The sequence below is a fragment of the Aeromonas sp. FDAARGOS 1405 genome, assembly GCF_019048265.1.
GTDB classification, from domain to species: Bacteria; Pseudomonadota; Gammaproteobacteria; order Enterobacterales; family Aeromonadaceae; genus Aeromonas; species Aeromonas veronii_A.
In genome coordinates this window covers 3,953,610-3,972,967 of the sequence record NZ_CP077311.1, presented here as the reverse complement: position 1 = coordinate 3,972,967, position 19,358 = coordinate 3,953,610, and the positions used below count along the sequence as shown (strand labels likewise).

Genomic DNA, 19,358 nt, shown 5'->3' with positions numbered 1-19,358 from the left:
TGTTATCCTGGCCATGCCCCTCACGGGCGTGGCCTTTTATCGAGATGGTCGTTATGAAAAGCATGATGAAAAAACAGCTGTTGATCGGATCCATGCTGCTGGTTGCCAGCAGCCAGGTGTGGGCCGACGCGGCCAGCGATCTCAAGCAGAAGCTGGCTAGTGTCAGCCTCTTCTCCGCCAAGTTCTCCCAGACTGTCTACGACAGCAAGGGCAAGGAGCTGCAGCGCGCCAGCGGCGATCTGGTGGTGCAGCGTCCCAACCATTTCAACTGGCATACCACGGCGCCTGACGAGAGCCTGATCGTGGCCGATGGCAAGGATGTCTGGGTATATGACCCCTTCGTCGAGCAGGTGACCGCCCTTAAATTGAAGGATGCGGTGCTCAACACTCCCTTCGTGCTCATCACCGGCAATGACGACAAGCTGTGGAAGAACTATGACGTGACCCAGCAGGGTGATGTCTACACAGTCACCAGCCGTGATCCGAGCGAGCTTATCGCCTCCTTCCGCGTCACCTTCGATCGCGACAACAACATCAGCCGCTTCGATGTGAAAGAGGCACAGGGGCAGTGGACCGAATTTACCCTCAATAACTTCAACCGCAAGCCTGTGCTCAAGGGTAACGAATTTGTCTTCAAGATCCCGAAGGGGGTCGAGCTGGATGATCAGCGCTGATGAGCAATCTCTCGCTGGATTTCTCGTCGGACTTTCGTCCGCTGGCGGCCCGGATGCGGCCGCAAAATCTCGACCAGTACATAGGTCAGCAGCATATCCTGGGGCCTGACAAGCCCCTGCGCAAAGCGATCCTGGCCGGTCACTGCCACTCGATGATCCTGTGGGGACCACCCGGGACCGGCAAGACCACTTTGGCGGAGTTGATGGCTCACTACTGTCAGGCGGAAGTGGAGCGACTCTCGGCGGTGGCCTCCGGCATCAAGGAGATCCGCGCCGCCATCGACAAGGCCAAAGAGAACAGCTGGCGCGGAGTACGCACCATCCTCTTCGTGGATGAAGTACACCGCTTCAACAAGAGCCAGCAGGATGTGTTCCTGCCCCACATCGAAGATGGCACCATCACCTTCATCGGTGCTACCACCGAGAACCCTTCGTTCGAACTCAACAACGCGCTGCTCTCCCGGGCCCGGGTCTATCTGCTCAAGCGATTGGAGGAGGAGGACATCCTCGCCATGATCGATCAGGCGATGCAGGACCCCCGTGGCCTCAATGATCCGGCCCTTGCCTTTGCCCCCGGCGTCAAAGAGGCACTGGCCAAGGCGGTAGATGGCGACGGGCGCAAGTCCCTCAACTATCTGGAGCTGCTGGCTGACATGGCCGAGCTTGATGGCAGCGGCCACAAGCTTATCGACAGCGCGCTGCTTGCCGCCGTGGCGGGGGAACATGTGGCCCGCTTCGACAAGGGTGGGGATCACTTCTACGACCTCATCTCGGCAGTACACAAATCCATTCGCGGCTCGGCGCCGGATGCGGCGCTCTACTGGTATGCCCGTATGGTGAGTGCCGGCTGCGATCCGCTCTATATTGCCCGCCGCTTGCTGGCGATTGCCTCGGAAGATGTGGGCAATGCCGATCCGCGTGCCATGCAGGTGGCGCTATCTGCCTGGGATTGTTTCCACCGCATCGGACCGGCGGAAGGGGAGCGGGCCATCGCCCAGGCGATCGTCTACCTTGCCTGTGCGCCCAAGAGCAATGCGGTCTATACCGCCTGGAAGGCAGCGCTCAATGATGCCAAAAACCTGCCCGACTTCGAGGTACCGGTGCACCTGCGCAATGCGCCGACCCGGCTGATGAGCGATCTGGGCTATGGCGCCGAGTATCGTTACGCCCACGACGAACCGGGCGCTTACGCCGCAGGCGAGGAGTATTTCCCGCCCGAGCTTGCCGGCAAGCAGTACTATCAGCCTACCGATCGTGGCCTTGAAAAGCAGATCGGCCAGAAGCTCGATTATCTCCACGAGCTGGATCGACAGAGCCCGCAAAAACGGGGCCGATAGCCCCGCTTGTTTGTCAGCAGAATGAAAATTGGTCAGGTACCGGAATAATTGGGGTGTTTGACCCCACAAGTCGGCAAAAACGACCCAAATAGTCCCTGTTCGGGCAGGGGGGCGGTCTGCTACACTGCCCCTCTGACCCCGTTGGTTTCGGCCTGATACCATCTTCTTGATTTCGAAGGCCTGACTCTCAAGGCGACGGGGGCCAACCGATGTTAACTTCCGGATCTGTTTTTTAGCCCGTCATGATGACTCAGGCCCAGATCCCTTATTAAAAAAGTAGGTAACCCATGCTGGATCCCAAATATCTGCGCAGCGACATCGATGAAGCTGCCGCTCGTCTGGCGACACGTGGCTACGTTCTGGACGTAGCGGCTGTCAATGCTCTGGAAGAGAAGCGCAAGGATCTGCAGTCCCGTACCCAGGAGCTGCAGGCCGAGCGCAACGCCCGCTCCAAGTCCATCGGTGAGGCTGCCCGTCGCGGTGAAGATGTTGCCCCGCTCAAGGCTGAAGTGACCAAGATCAACGACGAGCTGGAGACCAGCAAGGTTGAGCTGGATGCCCTGCTGGCCCAGCTGAAAACCATTGCCGATGCCATCCCCAACCTGCCGAGCGAAACTACCCCTGTTGGTCGTGACGAAAACGACAACGTGGAAGTGCGTCGCTGGGGTACCCCGCGTCACTTCGACTTCCCGGTACGGGATCACATCGATCTGGGTGAAGCGGCCAAGGGCGTCGATTTCAAGAACGGCGTCAAGCTCTCCGGTTCCCGTTTCGTGGTGATGAAGGGCCAGATTGCCCGTCTGCACCGCGCCCTGGCCCAGTTCATGCTGGATCTGCACACCCTGCAACACGGTTACACCGAGTGCTACGTACCTTATCTGGTCAACCCAGACAGCCTGTACGGTACCGGCCAGCTGCCGAAGTTTTCCCAGGATCTGTTCAATACCGGTATTGACGGCGAAGGGGAAGAAGAGGGCAAGGTGCGCAAGTTCTCCCTGATCCCGACTTCCGAAGTACCGCTTACCAACATGGCGCGCGACGAGATCTTCGACGAGCAGGAGCTGCCGATCAAGATGACCGCTCACAGCCCCTGCTTCCGTTCCGAAGCGGGCTCTTACGGTCGCGATACCCGTGGCCTCATCCGTATGCACCAGTTCGACAAGGTAGAAATGGTGCAGCTGGTTCACCCGGAGAAATCCTGGGAAGCGCTTGAAGAGATGGTGGGTCACGCCGAGAAGGTGCTGCAACTGCTGGAGCTGCCATATCGCGTGATGGCGCTCTCTACCGGTGACATGGGCTTCTGCGCGGCCAAGACTTACGATCTGGAAGTGTGGCTGCCGGCCCAGAACACTTACCGCGAGATCTCTTCCGTCTCCAACTGCACCGACTTCCAGGCGCGCCGCATGCAGGCTCGCGTGCGTGTCGATGGCAAGCCGCAGCTCATTCACACCCTGAATGGCTCCGGTCTGGCTGTAGGCCGTACTCTGGTCGCCGTGATCGAGAACTACCAGCAGGCAGATGGCCGTATCGCCATCCCGGCTGCGCTGCAATCCTACATGGGCGGCCTGACCCACATCGGGTAAGCGCTCGTTGCAGACGACAACGCCATGGCCATGCCATGGCGTTGTGCATTCTGGCGCCGCTCAACCGTTTTTATCGTGAATAAATCTGCGTTTCCGGCGCCTCTTTGAACATGTAACACAATTTTATCAAGCATTGCGCAATCGTTTTTGTTAGACTGCGCCGCAATTTCGCAGGACATCTTTTTCTATGGTCTGGATTGATTACGCCATCATCGGCATCGTCGGTTTTTCTGCACTCATCAGCCTGGTGCGCGGCTTCGTCAAAGAGGCCATGTCTCTCGTCACCTGGTTCGTTGCCTTCTTTATTGCCAGCCACTTCTATCCTGATCTCGCCGCCTATTTTACCTCTTTCTCCGATGCGCTGGTGCGCAACGGTCTGGCCATCGCGGCCCTGTTCGTGGCAACCCTGATCCTGGGCAGCGTGGTGAACTACGTGGTGGGTCTGCTGGTGGACAAGACGGGGCTCTCCGGTACCGATCGGGTGCTTGGAGTCTGCTTCGGCGCAATTCGCGGGGTACTGATCGTCAGTGCCCTGCTTTTTTTCATGGATACCTTCACCAGCCTCTCCCAGAGCGACTGGTGGGCGGCATCCAAGCTGGTGCCGGAGTTCAAGCCGGTGATCCAGTGGTTTTTCGGGTTCATGCTGAACTCATCCAGTTTTCTTAAACAGGTATAGTGACTTCGAGGTAGCAAAGACATGTGTGGTATTGTCGGTATAGTTGGCACCACCCCCGTCAATCAGGCCCTCTACGACGCCTTGACGGTGTTGCAGCACAGGGGACAGGATGCCGCCGGGATCGTGACCATTGATAGTGGAAACTTCCGGCAACGCAAGGCCAATGGCTTGGTGAAGGACGTGTTTGAAGTGCGCCACATGCAGCGTCTGCAAGGGAACATCGGCATAGGTCATGTCAGATACCCCACCGCAGGCAGCTCAAGTGCCGCTGAAGCCCAACCTTTTTATGTGAACTCACCCTACGGCATGGTGCTGGCCCATAACGGCAACCTCACCAACGCCAAGGAGCTCAAGGAGCAGCAGTTCAAGGTCGCCCGCCGCCACATCAACACCACCTCCGACTCGGAAGTGTTGCTGAACGTGCTGGCCCACGAGCTGGATCGATGTGACAAGATGGCCCTGCGCCCCGAAGATATCTTCGCCGCGGTGCGCAGAACCCATCAGCAGATCCGCGGTGCATATGCGGTGGTCTCGCTGGTGATTGGCCATGGTCTCATCGGTTTTCGTGATCCCAACGGCATTCGCCCACTGATCCTCGGTCGTCGTCAGGACGAGCAGGGCCAGGTGGAGTACATGCTCGCCTCCGAGAGCGTGGCGCTCGACGCCATCGGTTTCGAGACGGTGCGGGATATTGCGCCGGGTGAAGCCATCTACATCACCGAGCAGGGCCAGCTCTTCTCCGAGCAGTGTGCGGAGAACCCGCAGATGAGCTCCTGCATCTTCGAATACGTCTACTTCGCCCGTCCCGATTCGTGCATCGACAAGGTCTCGGTCTACGCCGCCCGCCTCAACATGGGTCGCAAGCTGGGTCAGAAGATTGCCCGCGAGTGGGAAGATCTCGACGTCGATGTGGTTATCCCCATCCCCGAGACCTCCTGTGACGTGGCGCTGGAGATCGCTCACACCCTGGATCTGCCATACCGTCAGGGCTTCGTGAAGAACCGCTATATCGGCCGTACCTTCATCATGCCGGGCCAGACCCAGCGCAAGAAGTCGGTGCGCCGCAAACTCAACGCCATCAGCTCCGAATTCAAGGGCAAGAAGGTGTTGCTGGTGGATGATTCCATCGTGCGTGGTACCACGTCCGAGCAGATCATCCAGATGGCCCGTGAAGCGGGGGCAGCCAAGGTCTACTTCGCCTCGGCGGCGCCGGAAATTCGTTTCCCCAACGTCTATGGCATCGACATGCCCACCGCCAACGAGCTGATCGCCCACGGTCGCGAAGTGGAAGAGGTGTGCAAGCTGATTGGCGCTGACGGTCTGATTTTCCAGGATCTGGAAGATCTGGAAGCCGCCGTGCGGGAGATCAACCCGGATCTGCGTCACTTCGAGACCTCGGTGTTCAATGGCCACTACGTCACCTCCGATGTGGACCAGTCCTATCTGGATCACCTCAACGCCCTGCGCAACGATGACACCAAAGCGGTGCGTGAATGGCAGGAAGGCACCAGCAATCTGGAAATTTTTAACGAAGGAAGTTAAACGTTTGCGGTTTTGCCGGATGGGATAGCGAGATGGGGGCCAGTGGCCCCCATTGTCGTTTCTACCTCGCACCGGCAGAAGGGGTAGGGGGTATCTGTTTGAAAAACATCCGTTTATCTTGCCGGATATGGGCATGGCCAGCGGGATCCGCTAGCATAGGCGGCAACATATATGATCTATACGCTTTTAAGAGACGAGAGTTCAGATGGATGATCTGCTAGCCCCAGTGCGCCAGTTTTTGCAGTGCGAGACCCCGGATGAGTGGGTAGAGATGGCGCGGGATCAGGCCCGTTTACCGACCCTGCTCATCGATCACGCCAACTGCGAGACCAAGGCTGCACTCACTGCCCACAGTCTGGTGCGCCGCTACTGCCTGCCCAAGGGCAAGCGCCATCTGCTGCCCAAGCTGGAGTTTTATCGCGAGCTGGATGCCATTCCGGAGAAGGCCGAGATCCTAGGCAAACGCAGCATGGGGGAGTCTGATCGCACCGTCTTTGCCGAGCTGGAACGCAATCCACTGCTGTTTCCCATGGTGCGGCTCATTCAGGAGGAGCTGCATCACTTCGAGCAGGTGCTGGAGATCATGCAGGCCCGCGGCATCGAATACGGGCCGGTGACGGCCTCTCGCTATGCCCGCCAGTTGATGCAGCATGTGCGCACCCATGAACCGGCCACCATAGTCGACAAGATGATCATCGGCGCCTACATCGAGGCCCGCTCGTGCGAGCGCTTTGCCAAGCTGGCGCCCCATCTGGACGAAGAGCTGAGTCGTTTCTACGTCTCTTTGCTGCGCTCCGAGGCGCGCCACTATCAGGATTATCTGAGCCTGGCCGAACAGTATGCAGGGGAGGATATCAGCGAGCGGGTGGCCTTCTTTGGCAAGCTCGAAGCCGAGCTAATCTGCTCACCGGATCCGCAGTTCCGGTTCCATAGCGGCCTGCCTGTCACATCTGACAGTTGTTGACGTACAGGGGGCAAACTACTATTGCCCTGTTCCTACTACGAGCGACAAGTAGTTACTTTTGAGCGCAATTCCCGGCCCTGAGCCGGGATCTTTTTTTCTGTCGTACCTCCTTCCTGCTTTTGGCGCTCTATGCTGAATCCCTGGCTATTTTTGCGTCTTCCCCTTGCGATGAAATCCTGTTCGAACAGCCGGTTATTGTGGTGATAAAGTGCTCATTCAGGTGGCTCACCCTTGTAGAAACGGGCGAAACCGTGTACTTTTTTGCCTTCGCAAGATTTGAATAACCAATCAATAGGAGCGTGTATGCGCATTGTTCTGTTGGGGGCTCCGGGCGCCGGCAAAGGTACCCAGGCTCAGTTCATCATGGAAAAACACGGTATTCCCCAGATCTCCACCGGCGACATGCTGCGTGCGGCGATCAAAGCGGGCACCGAGCTCGGTCTGAAAGCCAAAGCTGTGATGGACGCAGGTCAGCTGGTCTCTGACGACATCATCATCGGTCTGGTGAAAGAGCGCATCGCTCAGCCGGACTGCGCCAAAGGCTTCCTGTTGGACGGTTTCCCGCGCACCATTCCCCAGGCGCAAGCCATGAAGGACGCCGGTGTCGTGGTTGATTTCGTGCTGGAGTTCGATGTGCCGGACGAAGAGATCGTCAAGCGCATGAGCGGCCGTCGCGTTCACTCCGGCTCCGGCCGTACCTACCACGTGGTGTTCAACCCGCCGAAAGTGGAAGGCAAGGATGACGTGACCGGTGAAGATCTGGTGATCCGCGCCGACGACGAAGAGACCACAGTACGCAAGCGTCTGGATGTATATCATCAGCAGACTGCGCCGCTGATCGGTTTCTACGGCAAAGAGGCGGAAGCGGGCCACACCCGTTATGTCAAGATCGACGGCACCCAGCCGGTTGATCTGGTCAGCAAGCAGCTTGCCACCATTCTGGGCTGATCTTTGCTGCCGGCACTGTTTCCCGTGCCATCAGATAAATAAAGAGAAGGGCCCTGTCGGGCCCTTTTTGCATAATGACAGATAGACAGGAAGCCAACGTGACCACGAAAACCGGAATATTGCTGGTCAATCTGGGTACCCCAGCCGCACCGACCACCGCTGCCGTCAAAGCGTTCCTCAGCCAGTTCCTGCACGATCCCCGTGTGGTTGACCTGCCCCGCTACCTCTGGTGCCCGCTGCTCCACTTCATCATCTTGCCGACGCGCTCGCCCAAAGTGGCCAAGCTCTATCAGCAGGTGTGGACCGAGCAGGGCTCGCCGCTGATGGTGATAAGCAAGCAGCAGCGCGCCGCGCTGGAGCAGGAGCTCAAGCGGGAGGGGGTCGAGGTGCCGGTGGAGCTGGCGATGACCTATGGTTCCCCGTCAGTGAATGATGGCTGGCAGGCGCTCAAGGCCAAAGGGGTCAACCGGGTGATCCTGTTGCCGCTCTATCCGCAATATTCGGTCAGTACCACTGCCTCGGTCTTCGATGCCTGGGGCAAGGCAATGAAGAGAGAACGCAATCTGCCGGTGGTGCGGCTTATTCGTGATTATCACGCCCATCCCGAATACATTCAGGCGCTGGCCATGAGCGTGCGCCGTCACTGGGAGCAGCACGGTCAGGGTGATCACCTGCTGATGTCGTTCCACGGTATTCCCGAGCGCTACGAGAACGAAGGGGACCCCTATGGTCACCAGTGTCGCCATACCGCCAGCTTGCTGGCCGAGGCGCTCGGGCTGGAGGCCGGGCAGTGGACGGCCAGCTTCCAGTCCCGCTTTGGCAAGGAGGAGTGGCTCAAGCCCTACACAGACGTGACCATTGCTGGCCTGCCGGCCGCCGGGGTCAAGCGACTCGATGTGATTTGCCCTGCCTTTGCCGCCGACTGCCTCGAAACCCTTGAGGAAATTCAGGTACAGAATCGGGAGATCTTCATGGAGGCCGGTGGCGAGCGGTTTGAATATATTCCGGCCCTCAACAGCGATCAGGCCCACATCAGGATGATGGTCTCGCTCATCTGCCGCGAATTGGCATGAGTGACCGGCAGTCAGTCAAACAAGGAGTCGAGTCATGGTACATATCACGCTGATCTACGCAGGCCTGCTTGGACTGCTGTTTCTGGGGCTCTCCTTCTGGGTTGTCAAACGCCGCGCCCAGTTCGGGGTGATGATAGGGCAGGGGGAAGCCCCCGAGCTGCTGGCGGCGATCCGGGCCCACGGCAATTTTGCCGAGTATGTGCCGCTGACCCTGCTGCTGATGGCGCTGTGCGAGCTATCCGGTGCCGGTGCGCTTTGGCTGCATGTGGGTGGCGCCATGCTACTGGTTGGCCGCATCCTGCATGCCATCGGCATCCAGATCCCCAAAGCCCCCAATGTGCCCCGTTTTCTGGGCACCTTGCTGTTCTGGATCGCCCTCGGCCTCTTCTCGGTGCTGGCTCTGTTGCAGGGCATGGCGGCCGCCTGAAAACAGGCGCTTTTTTATGCTACTGAACCACCCCGGACGGGGTGGTTTTTTATGGTGAAAAGGCAAACGTTTTTCCTTGCGGGCCTTGTCTATACTGACTCCATTATTTAAACAGGGCGACTTTTCGGGGCGGCGGATTGTGTTAAAATCCCGCCCCTCTTTCCCCCAGAGCACAGAACATTGCCATGAAATTTCCCGGTCAGCGCAAGTCCAAACACTACTTCCCTGTCGACAGACGCGATCCCCTGGTTCCGCAAAATCCCCTGTTAACCGAGCTGGGCAAAGCCTACGTGGTCGGGATTGATCAGACCCTGGTTGATATTGAAGCCCATGTGGATGAAGACTTTCTGACCCGTTATGGTCTGAGCAAGGGGCACTCCGTCGTCATCAATGACGACGTGGCAGAACGCATTTATGACGAGCTCAAGGCCAACAACATGGTGGTGAGCGAGTTTGCCGGTGGCACCATCGGCAACACGGTACATAACTACTCGGTACTGGCCGACTCCCACTCCATCCTGCTGGGTGTGATGAGTCAGGACATTCGCATCGGTTGCTACGCCTACCGTTATCTGTGCAACACCTCTTCCCGCGTCAATCTGGACTATCTGCAGCCGGTTGATGGCCCCATCGGCCGTTGCTTCACCTTCATCACCGAGTGCGGCGAGCGCAGCTTCGGCATCAACGCCGGCAAGATGAACCAGCTGGATGTGCAGCACATTCCGGAGGATGTGATCAAAGGGGCGTCTGCACTGGTGATCACCGCCTATCTGGTACGCGGTGACGATGGTGATCCGATGAAAGAGGCGGCCATGACTGCGGTGCGTTATGCCCGTGAGGCCGGTATTCCCGTGGTGCTGACCCTGGGCACCCGTTTCGTCATCGACGAAAACCCCCAGTGGTGGCGCGACTTCATTGCCGAGAACGTGACCGTGCTGGCGATGAACGAAGACGAAGGTGAAGCCCTGACCGGTATCGCTGATCCGCTCGGTGCGGCCGACAAGGCGCTCGACTGGGCCGACATGGTGCTCTGTACTGCTGGCCCCATCGGCCTCTACATGGCGAGCTACACCGACGAGGACTACAAGCGCGAGACCACTCATACCCTGCTGCCGGGCGTTATCCCCGAGTTCAACATGTATGAGTTCAGCCGCCCGATGGCCCGTGCCAAGTGCCGCAAACCGGCCCGTATCTACTCCCACATCTCCCCGTATATGGGTGGCCCGGAGAAGATCAAGAACACCAACGGGGCAGGGGATGGCGCCCTTTCCGCCGTGCTGCACGACATGGTGGCCAACTCCTATCACCGGATGAATGTGCCCAACTCCGCCAAGCACATCTCCGAGTTCCTGACTTACTCCTCACTGGCCCAGGTGTGCAAATACGCCAACCGCGTCAGCTACGAGGTGTTGGCCCAGAGCAGTCCCCGTCTCTCCCGCGGTTTGCCGGAGAAAGAGGACAGCCTGGAAGAGGTTTACTGGGAGCGTTGATCTCCTGAATCTGCAAGACGCCTCCATCGGGAGGCGTTTTTGCAGGCAAATATGAGTTATCTCGGCTTTTTTCCCGGAATAACCCCAATATGCTTGAGTCCATGTCACTTTTGCGACACCATTTGGCCATCGTATTGTCGCCCGACAATACCGCAGCACCCGAAAGAAAGAGAGAATCCCATGAGCATGCTTAACGACAACCTTGACGCCAATTTCCAACTGTTTATCGAACAAGTCCGCGAGTCGGGTCAGGTGTGGGGTCTGCGCTATGGGGAAGACTGGGTCGTCTGCCGCTCAGCCGAATTTGAAGATGCCGACGTGATGCCGCTCTGGTCTGCCGAAGAGGACGCTCGTCTGCACTGTGTTGACGAGTGGGCCGATTACGAGCCGGAAGTGATCGATCTGGAAGAGTTTCTCGATATCTGGATCAACGATCTGGATGAAGATGATGTACTGGTTGGCCCGAACTGGAACGCCGACCTGGAAGGCCAGGAGCTCGAACCCATCGAGCTGGCCAAGGCACTGGTTGAACTGGACGCCTGAAAGCGCCTCCATTGATGGCCTGAACGCACAGGCCATCGGGACAAAGGCCGGCATCCGTGAGGGTGCCGGTCTTTTTTATGGTCGAATGGCCCGATTGATGAGTTAAAAGCCGATTTGCCTTTGCACCTGTCAGGGGGATGGTCCATCATCAACCTTTTGCCAAGGGAGGAGCGCCATGTTTGTATTCGACGTAACGGGAGCTGCGGGTGAGAAGGCCAGCATTCGGGTGCAGGCGCTGGATTGGGCGCAAGCCGGGCCAGTGACCTTCCAGTGCGATGATGATCAGCTGGCTGTCGTGCTCCTGAGCGGTTGTCGTTGCGATGCGGTGGGCTTTTTCAACCTGTTGGCGGGGTGCAAACCGCTCTATATCGAGCAGTGGCTCAGCTATCTGCAAGAGAGCGGTCGCATTGGCAAGTGGAGTCACCAGACCGAGAGTCCCGCCGATGGGGACTATCTGGCCAGAGCAGGTCTGGAGCACGATGAACTCAATACCCTGCTTGGCCAGGTCTATCAGGTGGCGGGGTTCAATCGCCTGCAAATCAACCGTTACCTCAAGAACCGCCACAACCCCACCACACTGGCGACCCGTTACGATCAGAAAGAGCTGGAGCGCTATCGCCAGCTCAATGACATCATTCTGACCCTGTTGAAGCTGAAGCATCCTCAGTAAAGAGCCCCAGCTGGCTGATATCCGGTCGCAGCGGTTGCGGCCGGGCGATCAGATAGCCCTGCAAGCCATCGACGTACATCCCCTGCAGCAGTTGTTTCTGACCAAGTTGTTCCACCCCCTCTGCAATCACCTGACACCCCATCCGATGTGATACATCGACGATCATCCGCACGAACTGCTGGTTGGTCTGATCCTGCTCCAGCCCGGTGATCAGGGCAGGGTCCAGCTTGATGTAGTCGGGCTTGAGCTCGCGAAACAGGGTAAAGGAACCGATCCCCTTGCCGAAATTGGCGATCGCCGAGCGACTGCCGTTGCGGCGCAGCAGTTCAAATACCCGCTTGGCACCGGTCAGGTTGCGTTCCAGATGCTCTTCATCCAGTTCGAATACCAGATTGGCGCTGGTATTGGGATCTTTGAGCAGCTGGCGGTCAAGCCAGATCAGGAAGGCGCTGTTTTGCAGCAGGTTGGGGGAGAGGTTGATCCCCCAGCGACTCTGGTTGGCACCAAAGGCCCGGTACTGGCGCATGATGTGGGTAATGACCAGCTGCTCCAGCCGCATCACCATATCCAGCCGCTGTGCCATGGCAAACAGGGTGTCGGTGGGCAGGGCGGTGCCGTCATTGCCGCTGAAGCGGGTGTAGATCTCGTTGTAAGCCAGCATGCTGCGGTGCAGGGGCTGGATCGGCTGGTAGGTAAAGCTGAGTCGCTCCTGTGCCAGCACGTCGGTCAGCACGTCGCGCCAGTGGTGTTGCCCTTGCAGCTCGGAGGCGCTGTCATCCTGCTGGATGGCCCAGCCGTTGATGGTTTCGGTCTGGGCGCGAGCCAGCGCCAGGTCCGCTCTGGCCAGCACGGATTCGATTTTCTGGCCGCTGCTGAGCTTGGTCAGCCCCGAGTAACCGGTGCTCTCCAGCTCGTGCTGATCCTGATAGTGATCGAAGGCCACCTTCAAATCCTGCCCCAGCAGATGGGGGGGAATATTGGCCACCGGTTGCACCAGCACGGCAAAATCGGCCCCCGAGATGCGGTAGACCTGATTGCCCGGGAAGCGGCTTACCACCCGCTTGATGAGAGCGGCCATGTCCTTGATATAGGCATCACCAGACTGAAAGCCGCGCTGGGCGTTGATCTTGCCAAGCTCGGTGGCACGGATCAGCACCAGGGTCGCGGTCTGGGTGTCCTGATCCCGCTGCAGCAACTCGGTCATGTCGCGGCGAAACGCGTGGCGGTTGAGTAGCTGGGTCAGCTCGTCGGTGGTGGCCAGGTTGCTGAGCTCGGTCAGCTGGCGATGGGCGCTCTGCTCGGCGCTTTCGAACTGTTCCAGCAGCTGTTGCAGCACCTCCTGGGAGGCGGGCTCATCGAGTTGTGAGGGATCCCGCCCTCTGATCGCCTTGATCCAGGTGAGCTCCTGATGCTGGAGCATGCCATCCATGGTGCGGATGGCCAGCATCAACAAAAGGATCATGCCAAGCAGTGTGGTGGCCAGAATAATGGCCAAAGTGAGCGGTGTGCTCTGCAGGGCTAACCAAACTGCTTGCAGGAGCAGCAGGGGTATGGTCACTATGGTGGCGATCAGAAAGAGGGTACGTCCGAGCTTGTGAACCATCTTGTCATCCTTGAAGTGGCTGCTTTGTGGGGGAATTTTAACCAAGCTGGCGGAGCAAAGCATGCTATTCCTCGCAACTCGGTGAAAAGGGTCAATTGAGATTGGTTAAATGTGAGTGAAACCACTTTCACAGGTGCCGAAACAGGCGAAGATGAGTTGAAAATAGATCAAACAAGGCAGAGGTAAATCATGTTGTTAGAGCCCGAAAATAGTGCCAAAGCACGACAATTATTGAACCAGAGTATGGCACTGGTGCTGGCGGGTGGACGTGGTAGTCGCCTGAAGCAGTTGACTGACAACCGCGCCAAGCCTGCCGTCCATTTCGGTGGCAAATTCCGGATCATTGATTTTGTGCTCTCCAACTGTATCAACTCGGGGATCCGCCGCGTTGGTGTAGTCACCCAATACAAATCTCACAGCCTGCTGCGTCACCTGCAATCGGGCTGGTCCTTCCTGCGTTACCAGATGAACGAATTCATCGACCTGCTCCCTGCCCAGCAACGGGTGGACGAGGTGCACTGGTATCGCGGCACCGCCGATGCCATCTATCAGAACGTCGATATCATCCGTGACTACGGCCCCAAATACCTGGTGGTGCTGGCGGGGGATCACATCTACAAGATGGATTACGCAGCCATGCTGCTCGACCATGTGCGCCTCGGTGCCAAGGTGACTGTGGCTTGTATCGAGGTGCCGCGGGCCGAGGCATCCGCCTTCGGGATCATGGATATCGACGAGCAGCGCAAGATCCGCGCCTTCGTCGAAAAACCGGCCAATCCGCCCGCCATGCCGGGTTGCGAAGATCGCTCGCTGGCCTCCATGGGGATCTATATCTTCGAGGCGGAGTACCTCTACCAACTGCTGGAGGAGGATATTCACAATCAGGACTCCAAACACGACTTCGGGATGGATGTGATCCCCCGCATCGTGGAGGAGGGGATGGCATTTGCTCACCCCTTCAACATGTCCTGTGTCGGGGCGCGCGAGGGGCAAAAGCCCTACTGGCGTGACGTGGGTACGCTGGACTCTTTCTGGGAAGCGAACATGGATCTCGCCTCCGTGCTGCCCGAGCTCGATATCTACGATCAGAACTGGCCCATCTGGACCAGCCAGACCCTGACGCCACCGGCCAAGTTTGTGCAGGACCGCAACGGTCAGCATGGCATGACCATCAACTCCATGTTCTCGGGCGGGACCATCGTCAGCGGGTCGTTCGTGCTCAACTCGGTGCTCTTTACCAATGTGCGGGTGCACTCCTTCTGCACCCTGGATCAGGCCATCATCTTCCCCGGGGTCGAGATTGGCGCCGGTTGCCGTCTGCGCCGGGTGGTGGTGGATAAAGGGTGTGTGCTGCCCGATGGGCTGGTGGTGGGCGAGAATGCCGATGAGGATAGCCGCCGCTTCTACCGCTCCGAGCAGGGGATTGTGTTGGTGACCAAGGAGATGCTGGACAAGCTGGTTTGAGGGAGACCCTTGAAACTGTGTCAGACGCTGTAATGCAAAGGGAGCCAATTTGGCTCCCTTTTTCATGCTGGTGAATGGCGAGGATTACTCGCTAACCACTGCTTTAGCGGCCATCACCATGGCGGTGCCGTGCTTGCCACCGGCAGCGGTCACTTGCGGTACGCCATCTTCATCGGTGTCGCTGCCGGCACCTTCGATGATGTTCTCGCCGGAGTCACCGATCCACTCGGCCATCTGCATGCCACCGTTGACGGTGCCACGGAACCAGCTGACGTACTGACCGGTCAGCTTGGCCAGCTCCAGCTCGGGCGCCTTCTCGGCCCCTTCGTTGCGCAGGTTCAGCATGGCAGAGCGCAGGGCGCCGGAGATGGCAGCCTGGGTCCAGGGGGTGTATTCACCCTGTTTACCCGCCAGCCAGGTGCCCGCTTTGGCATTGAAGTAGGCCTTGTCGGCAGCGATAAACAGCTCGCGGGCGGCAGTGCGGTACTTGGCATCGGAGGTAGCGAGGAACGCAGCCGTCAGACCACGGATGGCGGCGAACTGCGCATCGATGGAGTGGCCGGCATCGAGCTTGCCACCCAGGGTGATGCCGTCATGCACCAGACCATTTTTGCCCTTGAGGTTGGCAAGGATGAAATCGGCCTGCTTGCGGATCAAGTCGAGCGCCTCTTGACCCTGCTTGGTCTTGAGGTTCAGCTCGCCATTGTCACCGGCGGCGTAACCGACCGGCAGCGCATCCTGAGCGCGCTGGAAGATCTGCAGGGCGACCAGTGCGTAAGCGGCGTCAAAGGTGGTGACGTGCTTGCCCTGTTTGCCTGCCTGCCAGCTGTCGACAAGGGTGCCTGCCTTGGTATCAAAGTACAGGGCTGCCAGGTTCTTGAAGGTGAGGTTGGAGAGATTGATCGCCAGCGAGAAGGCATCGCTGCCCGCGACCGCTTTGCCCAAGTCATTGGTCTTGTTGGCAGCCGGTGCGGCGGCAAACGGGGCGCCGTCAAACACGGCGTGGAAGGCCGGGTTCTGGTTGGTGTTGGCGCTGCGCTGATCGCTGAAGGCATAGAACTCGGAGAGCGGCCACAGCATCATCCAGGCATCGCGCAGCTGGGCGGAGCCATCCACCACCTCCAGCTTGCCGATGGCACCGGCATCGTTGTTGCTGGTTTCGGTCACTTTCACCTGATGGGGGAAGTAAATCACGCCCTTGGCCGGATCGTACTGCGGGGTGATTTTGGCGCCCAGTTGCTTGCCATCGAAGCCGAGCTGGTTCTGCATGATGGCCAGCTTGTCGATGGACTGCTCGGTCAGCATCATGCCGTTGAAGCCATCGGCGGCAGAGACGCCCAGCTTGTGCTTGCCATCCTGATCCATGGTGGCGGAGGCGGCTTCTACCTCTTCATCGGTCTCGGCCACGTGCATGCCGCCGAGGAAGTCTTGCGACCACATCACCTCTTTGAGCAGGATGCCACCCACCGCTGCGGGCACCAGCAGGTTGTCGCTGCCGCTCCAGCGCAGGGTGCTGTAGTCGCGGAAGTAGGCTGGCACCTGGGTCTTGACGGTTTTCTCGGTCCCTTTGGCGGTCTTGATGGTGATCTGGTCGCCATTGACAGGGGTGGCGTTGACGGCCTGGACAAACTCCGGATTGGCGGAGGCGTAGGGCAGGGAGAGGGGATACATGCCCTGCGGCACTTCATCAGCCGGGAAGCCAACGGCATCGGCCATGGCCAACACCCGTTGCCCCAGAGAGGCCATTGTGCCGCCTCGGGCCAGGTTTTGCGGCCCGTTCACCAGATGCGGGCCCATGCCGGATTGGTAGTTGAGGGCGTACATCGCCTCTTCGGAGTATTCGTAGGATTCGATGCCGGCAGCGAAGTCGAACGGGGTCGGCTCATCGGCACGGTTGGCATCCAGCACATCCAGATCCAGCCCCAGCGCTTCGGCCAGCGGCTCACCGGAGAGCTCGAATTCGGTATAGGCCAGCATGTTGGCGGCGGTATTGAATGTTTTGTCTTCGACTTTGACGGCAGCGTGTGCGGCGCCGCTGATCAGTGCGCAGGCGATCGCCTGAACCAGTACGGTTTTTCTCATGTCCCTTCTCACCATTGGTTTTATTATTGACGCTTCTCATGACGAATCTAAATGAGAATGGTCTGCATTATGCTGTGTTGAGGGTGACTTGAGAAGTAAAAAACCGTCCCGATCGGCTGCACGTTAAACCGGATGTGCGCTGTCGAAGAGGACGGTTATCTGTTGAACGCGCTGAAAGTGCCAGCGCTGCGGGGATCAGAGCAGCTTGAACGGGATGACCAGACGGCCAGGCTCCACCTTGAGGGCTTCGACTTTCTCCTTGATCCTGGCTTCGTTCTTGCGGCTGCTGTCGAGGCGATAGACCGGGGTCTGCGACAGGAACAGGGAGAGCGACTGATTGAAGGTGGGCAGCAGCGGGGTGAGGGCGGCCCCGATATCGGCCGGCTCAGTCTTGACCGAGACCAGCTCAAGGTCGCGCAGATAGATAGCGCCCTGATCGGCTACATAGTCCGGACGGGCGCTCAAAGCAAAGCGGATCTTCATCTGCTGGCTGCCAAGGGGGCTGCTCACCTGCAGGTCGCCAGCGGCGTCCAGCTCGATGCGATCTGCTTGTTTGCGGCCGATACGGCTCTGCATCTCATCCAGACGGATCTTGCTCGACATGATGCCGGGGATCCCCAGCTGTTTTTCAAAAGAGACCTGATCTTTGAGGTACTGGTTGATTTCGGCCTCGCTGACGTTGTACTGGGTCAGGGAGCAGGCCCCCAGCAATAGGGCGAGAGGGAGTAACAACAGCTGTTTCAACATGATGGATTCCGCTTGGGCAACTATGATGGCGCTATCTTACGCGATAACGGGCGTGGAATGAGAGCCTCATACCGTGGGAAATCACGGAGTTGCTGCATTCCCGATTGTTTTTTGGTAACCGCCGGGTTCATCATCGACGGGTGAGCGGAATAGGGCCGATCAGTTGGCTGCGGGTGTGGGTCTACGCGATAACAGAGAGCGAGAAGAGCACAGAGAACAAGGAGATCGCAATGGTTCTGATGGGCAAGGTTGGCCGCAGGGCGCTGCTGTGGCTTGGCTGCATGATGGGACTCTGGAGCCCATCGCTGTGGGCCGAGGTGAAAGTGATCCCGGTCTTCGAGGCGCAGGCGGCGGTGCAGACCCTCAAGGAGATCTATCCCCAGCTTGGGGTAAGCGCCATGGGTAACCAGCTGGTGCTGAGCGGAACGCCAGCCCAGCTGCAGGAGGCCGAAGCCACGTTGGCGCAGATCAACCAGCCGCCGCAAAGCCTGCTTATCGAGTGGCGGGTGGATGGGGCTGCCAGCGGTCAGCAACTGGGGGGCTCAATCAGTCGCGACGAGGCCAAGCGGCAGTGGCTGCTCGATGGCAATGCCCAGCAGTATCAGCGCAGCCAGAACGACAGTTGGCAGGTGCGCGGGCTGTCGGGTCGTCCCGTGCTGCTGCAGATGGGCTCCTATCAGCCGGTGACCTTCTATCAGTGGAACGGGGGCGCCGTGGTGGGGATGATGCCGCTGGTGAATGGCCTCTATGCTACGGCCACCTTGATTGGCGATCGGGTGCAGATTGCGCTCAGCAGCGAACAGGCGAGGCTGGATCAGGGCACCATCAATCGTGGGCAGAGTGCCACCGAGGTCAGTGGAGCCCCTGGCCAGTGGCTGACGGTGGGGGAGCTCTCGACCAGCTCGGCAGATCAAGGGAGCCGCCTCGGTACCCAGCTACAGGGAGCGCGAGGCAGCCAGAGCGAGCGCCAGACCCTGCAGATCCGGGTCACCCGCCAATAAGTAATTCACCCTGTTTTGTCATGCCCGACTTTCTGGGAAACAGCCTGCTCGTAAGCATGTAGTCAACTGAGCTGGCCGGGTAGGAATCAGAGTCATCATCGAGTCGGGTTGAGACTGAGCGAAAACAGGGAATCTGGATTGCGAGCAGCCAAGGATGATGGGAAAGCGAGATACGTTTGAGGCAAACAACAGCAGATACGAAAAAGCCCAGCCAAAAGGCTGGGCTTTAGAATTTGGCTCCCTCGACAGGACTTGAACCTGTGACATACGGATTAACAGTCCGCCGTTCTACCGACTGAACTACGAGGGAAAAGTGGCTCCTCCTACTGGACTTGAACCAGTGACATACGGATTAACAGTCCGCCGTTCTACCGACTGAACTAAGGAGGAATTGCCTGTCTCGTTAAGACGGGGCGAATATTAATGACCAGGGCGGCGGGTGTCAACCCGCGAATTTCCCGAAAACCGGATTTTCGGACTGTTTGCCCAAAAGTTGTGCTTTGCGGTTTATTTTCAGCACAATCAGTCTCTTGC

The 19,358-nt window shown here is 58.6% G+C and carries 17 protein-coding genes and 2 tRNA genes; 14 read left to right on the top strand and 5 right to left on the bottom strand.

Going from position 1 to position 19,358, the window contains the following annotated elements; translation table 11 throughout:
• Nucleotides 1-65: 65 nt before the first annotated feature.
• The 12 genes from lolA (at nucleotide 66) to I6L35_RS18140 (ending at nucleotide 11,927) form a co-directional block, all read left to right on the top strand.
• Nucleotides 66-674 carry an outer membrane lipoprotein chaperone LolA gene (gene lolA, locus I6L35_RS18195; protein ID WP_033115213.1) on the top strand — a complete coding sequence of 203 codons (609 nt, stop codon included), beginning with the start codon at nucleotides 66-68 and terminating at the stop codon, nucleotides 672-674.
• Nucleotides 674-2,011 carry a replication-associated recombination protein A gene (locus I6L35_RS18190; RefSeq protein WP_216978962.1) on the top strand — a complete coding sequence of 446 codons (1,338 nt, stop codon included), beginning with the start codon at nucleotides 674-676 and terminating at the stop codon, nucleotides 2,009-2,011. The genes lolA and I6L35_RS18190 overlap by 1 nt, the downstream gene beginning before the upstream one ends.
• 287 nt (nucleotides 2,012-2,298) lie before the next feature.
• Nucleotides 2,299-3,594 (top strand): serine--tRNA ligase, encoded by a 1,296-nt coding sequence (gene serS, locus I6L35_RS18185; protein ID WP_216978961.1) that lies wholly within the window; start codon nucleotides 2,299-2,301, stop codon nucleotides 3,592-3,594.
• 187 nt (nucleotides 3,595-3,781) lie between these two features.
• Entirely contained in the window at nucleotides 3,782-4,270 is a 489-nt protein-coding gene (locus tag I6L35_RS18180) for a CvpA family protein (protein WP_033115174.1), read from the top strand.
• A 21-nt stretch (nucleotides 4,271-4,291) separates the two neighbouring features.
• Complete coding sequence (gene purF / locus I6L35_RS18175; RefSeq protein ID WP_005351229.1) at nucleotides 4,292-5,812, top strand: amidophosphoribosyltransferase; 1,521 nt, start codon at nucleotides 4,292-4,294, stop codon at nucleotides 5,810-5,812.
• Between the two features lie 205 nt (nucleotides 5,813-6,017).
• A complete protein-coding gene (locus I6L35_RS18170; protein ID WP_216978960.1) occupies nucleotides 6,018-6,776 on the top strand; it encodes a tRNA-(ms[2]io[6]A)-hydroxylase in 759 nt (252 codons plus the stop codon).
• Nucleotides 6,777-7,079: 303 nt separating this feature from the next.
• On the top strand, nucleotides 7,080-7,724 hold the full coding sequence (gene adk / locus I6L35_RS18165; RefSeq protein ID WP_005337083.1) for an adenylate kinase: 645 nt from the start codon (nucleotides 7,080-7,082) through the stop codon (nucleotides 7,722-7,724).
• A gap of 98 nt (nucleotides 7,725-7,822) precedes the next feature.
• Nucleotides 7,823-8,797: a ferrochelatase gene (gene hemH / locus I6L35_RS18160; RefSeq protein ID WP_076494673.1), complete on the top strand. Its 975-nt coding sequence runs from the start codon at nucleotides 7,823-7,825 to the stop codon at nucleotides 8,795-8,797.
• A 34-nt stretch (nucleotides 8,798-8,831) separates the two neighbouring features.
• Complete coding sequence (locus I6L35_RS18155; RefSeq protein ID WP_216978959.1) at nucleotides 8,832-9,224, top strand: MAPEG family protein; 393 nt, start codon at nucleotides 8,832-8,834, stop codon at nucleotides 9,222-9,224.
• 185 nt (nucleotides 9,225-9,409) lie between these two features.
• Nucleotides 9,410-10,714 carry an inosine/guanosine kinase gene (locus I6L35_RS18150; RefSeq protein WP_005337079.1) on the top strand — a complete coding sequence of 435 codons (1,305 nt, stop codon included), beginning with the start codon at nucleotides 9,410-9,412 and terminating at the stop codon, nucleotides 10,712-10,714.
• Between the two features lie 180 nt (nucleotides 10,715-10,894).
• Complete coding sequence (locus tag I6L35_RS18145) at nucleotides 10,895-11,257, top strand: DUF2750 domain-containing protein (RefSeq protein WP_005337077.1); 363 nt, start codon at nucleotides 10,895-10,897, stop codon at nucleotides 11,255-11,257.
• 175 nt (nucleotides 11,258-11,432) lie between these two features.
• Nucleotides 11,433-11,927, top strand: a complete 495-nt coding sequence (locus tag I6L35_RS18140) for a hypothetical protein (RefSeq protein WP_042055706.1) — start codon at nucleotides 11,433-11,435, stop codon at nucleotides 11,925-11,927.
• On the opposite strand, the gene I6L35_RS18135 is transcribed toward I6L35_RS18140, so the two are convergent.
• Nucleotides 11,890-13,530, bottom strand: coding sequence for an EAL domain-containing protein (locus tag I6L35_RS18135; protein WP_216978958.1), 1,641 nt, complete (start codon nucleotides 13,528-13,530; stop codon nucleotides 11,890-11,892). The genes I6L35_RS18140 and I6L35_RS18135 overlap by 38 nt on opposite strands.
• 189 nt (nucleotides 13,531-13,719) lie before the next feature.
• Between I6L35_RS18135 and glgC the strand changes: the two genes are divergently transcribed.
• A complete protein-coding gene (glgC, locus tag I6L35_RS18130; protein WP_005337070.1) occupies nucleotides 13,720-14,994 on the top strand; it encodes a glucose-1-phosphate adenylyltransferase in 1,275 nt (424 codons plus the stop codon).
• An 84-nt stretch (nucleotides 14,995-15,078) separates the two neighbouring features.
• On the opposite strand, the gene I6L35_RS18125 is transcribed toward glgC, so the two are convergent.
• Both I6L35_RS18125 and I6L35_RS18120 read right to left on the bottom strand, forming a co-directional pair.
• Entirely contained in the window at nucleotides 15,079-17,076 is a 1,998-nt protein-coding gene (locus tag I6L35_RS18125; RefSeq protein WP_216978957.1) for a hypothetical protein, read from the bottom strand.
• Between the two features lie 195 nt (nucleotides 17,077-17,271).
• The gene (locus I6L35_RS18120) at nucleotides 17,272-17,823 is read right to left on the bottom strand and encodes a lipoprotein (protein ID WP_005337065.1); all 552 of its coding nucleotides are present in this window, start codon (nucleotides 17,821-17,823) and stop codon (nucleotides 17,272-17,274) included.
• Between the two features lie 230 nt (nucleotides 17,824-18,053).
• On the opposite strand from I6L35_RS18120, the gene I6L35_RS18115 reads away from it, so the two are divergent.
• Nucleotides 18,054-18,824 carry a hypothetical protein gene (locus tag I6L35_RS18115; RefSeq protein WP_201950638.1) on the top strand — a complete coding sequence of 257 codons (771 nt, stop codon included), beginning with the start codon at nucleotides 18,054-18,056 and terminating at the stop codon, nucleotides 18,822-18,824.
• Between the two features lie 234 nt (nucleotides 18,825-19,058).
• Here I6L35_RS18115 and I6L35_RS18110 read toward each other — a convergent pair.
• Nucleotides 19,059-19,134: transfer RNA gene (locus I6L35_RS18110), tRNA-Asn, on the bottom strand.
• Nucleotides 19,135-19,138: 4 nt separating this feature from the next.
• Nucleotides 19,139-19,214, bottom strand: a tRNA-Asn gene (locus tag I6L35_RS18105).
• Nucleotides 19,215-19,358 lie beyond the last annotated feature (144 nt).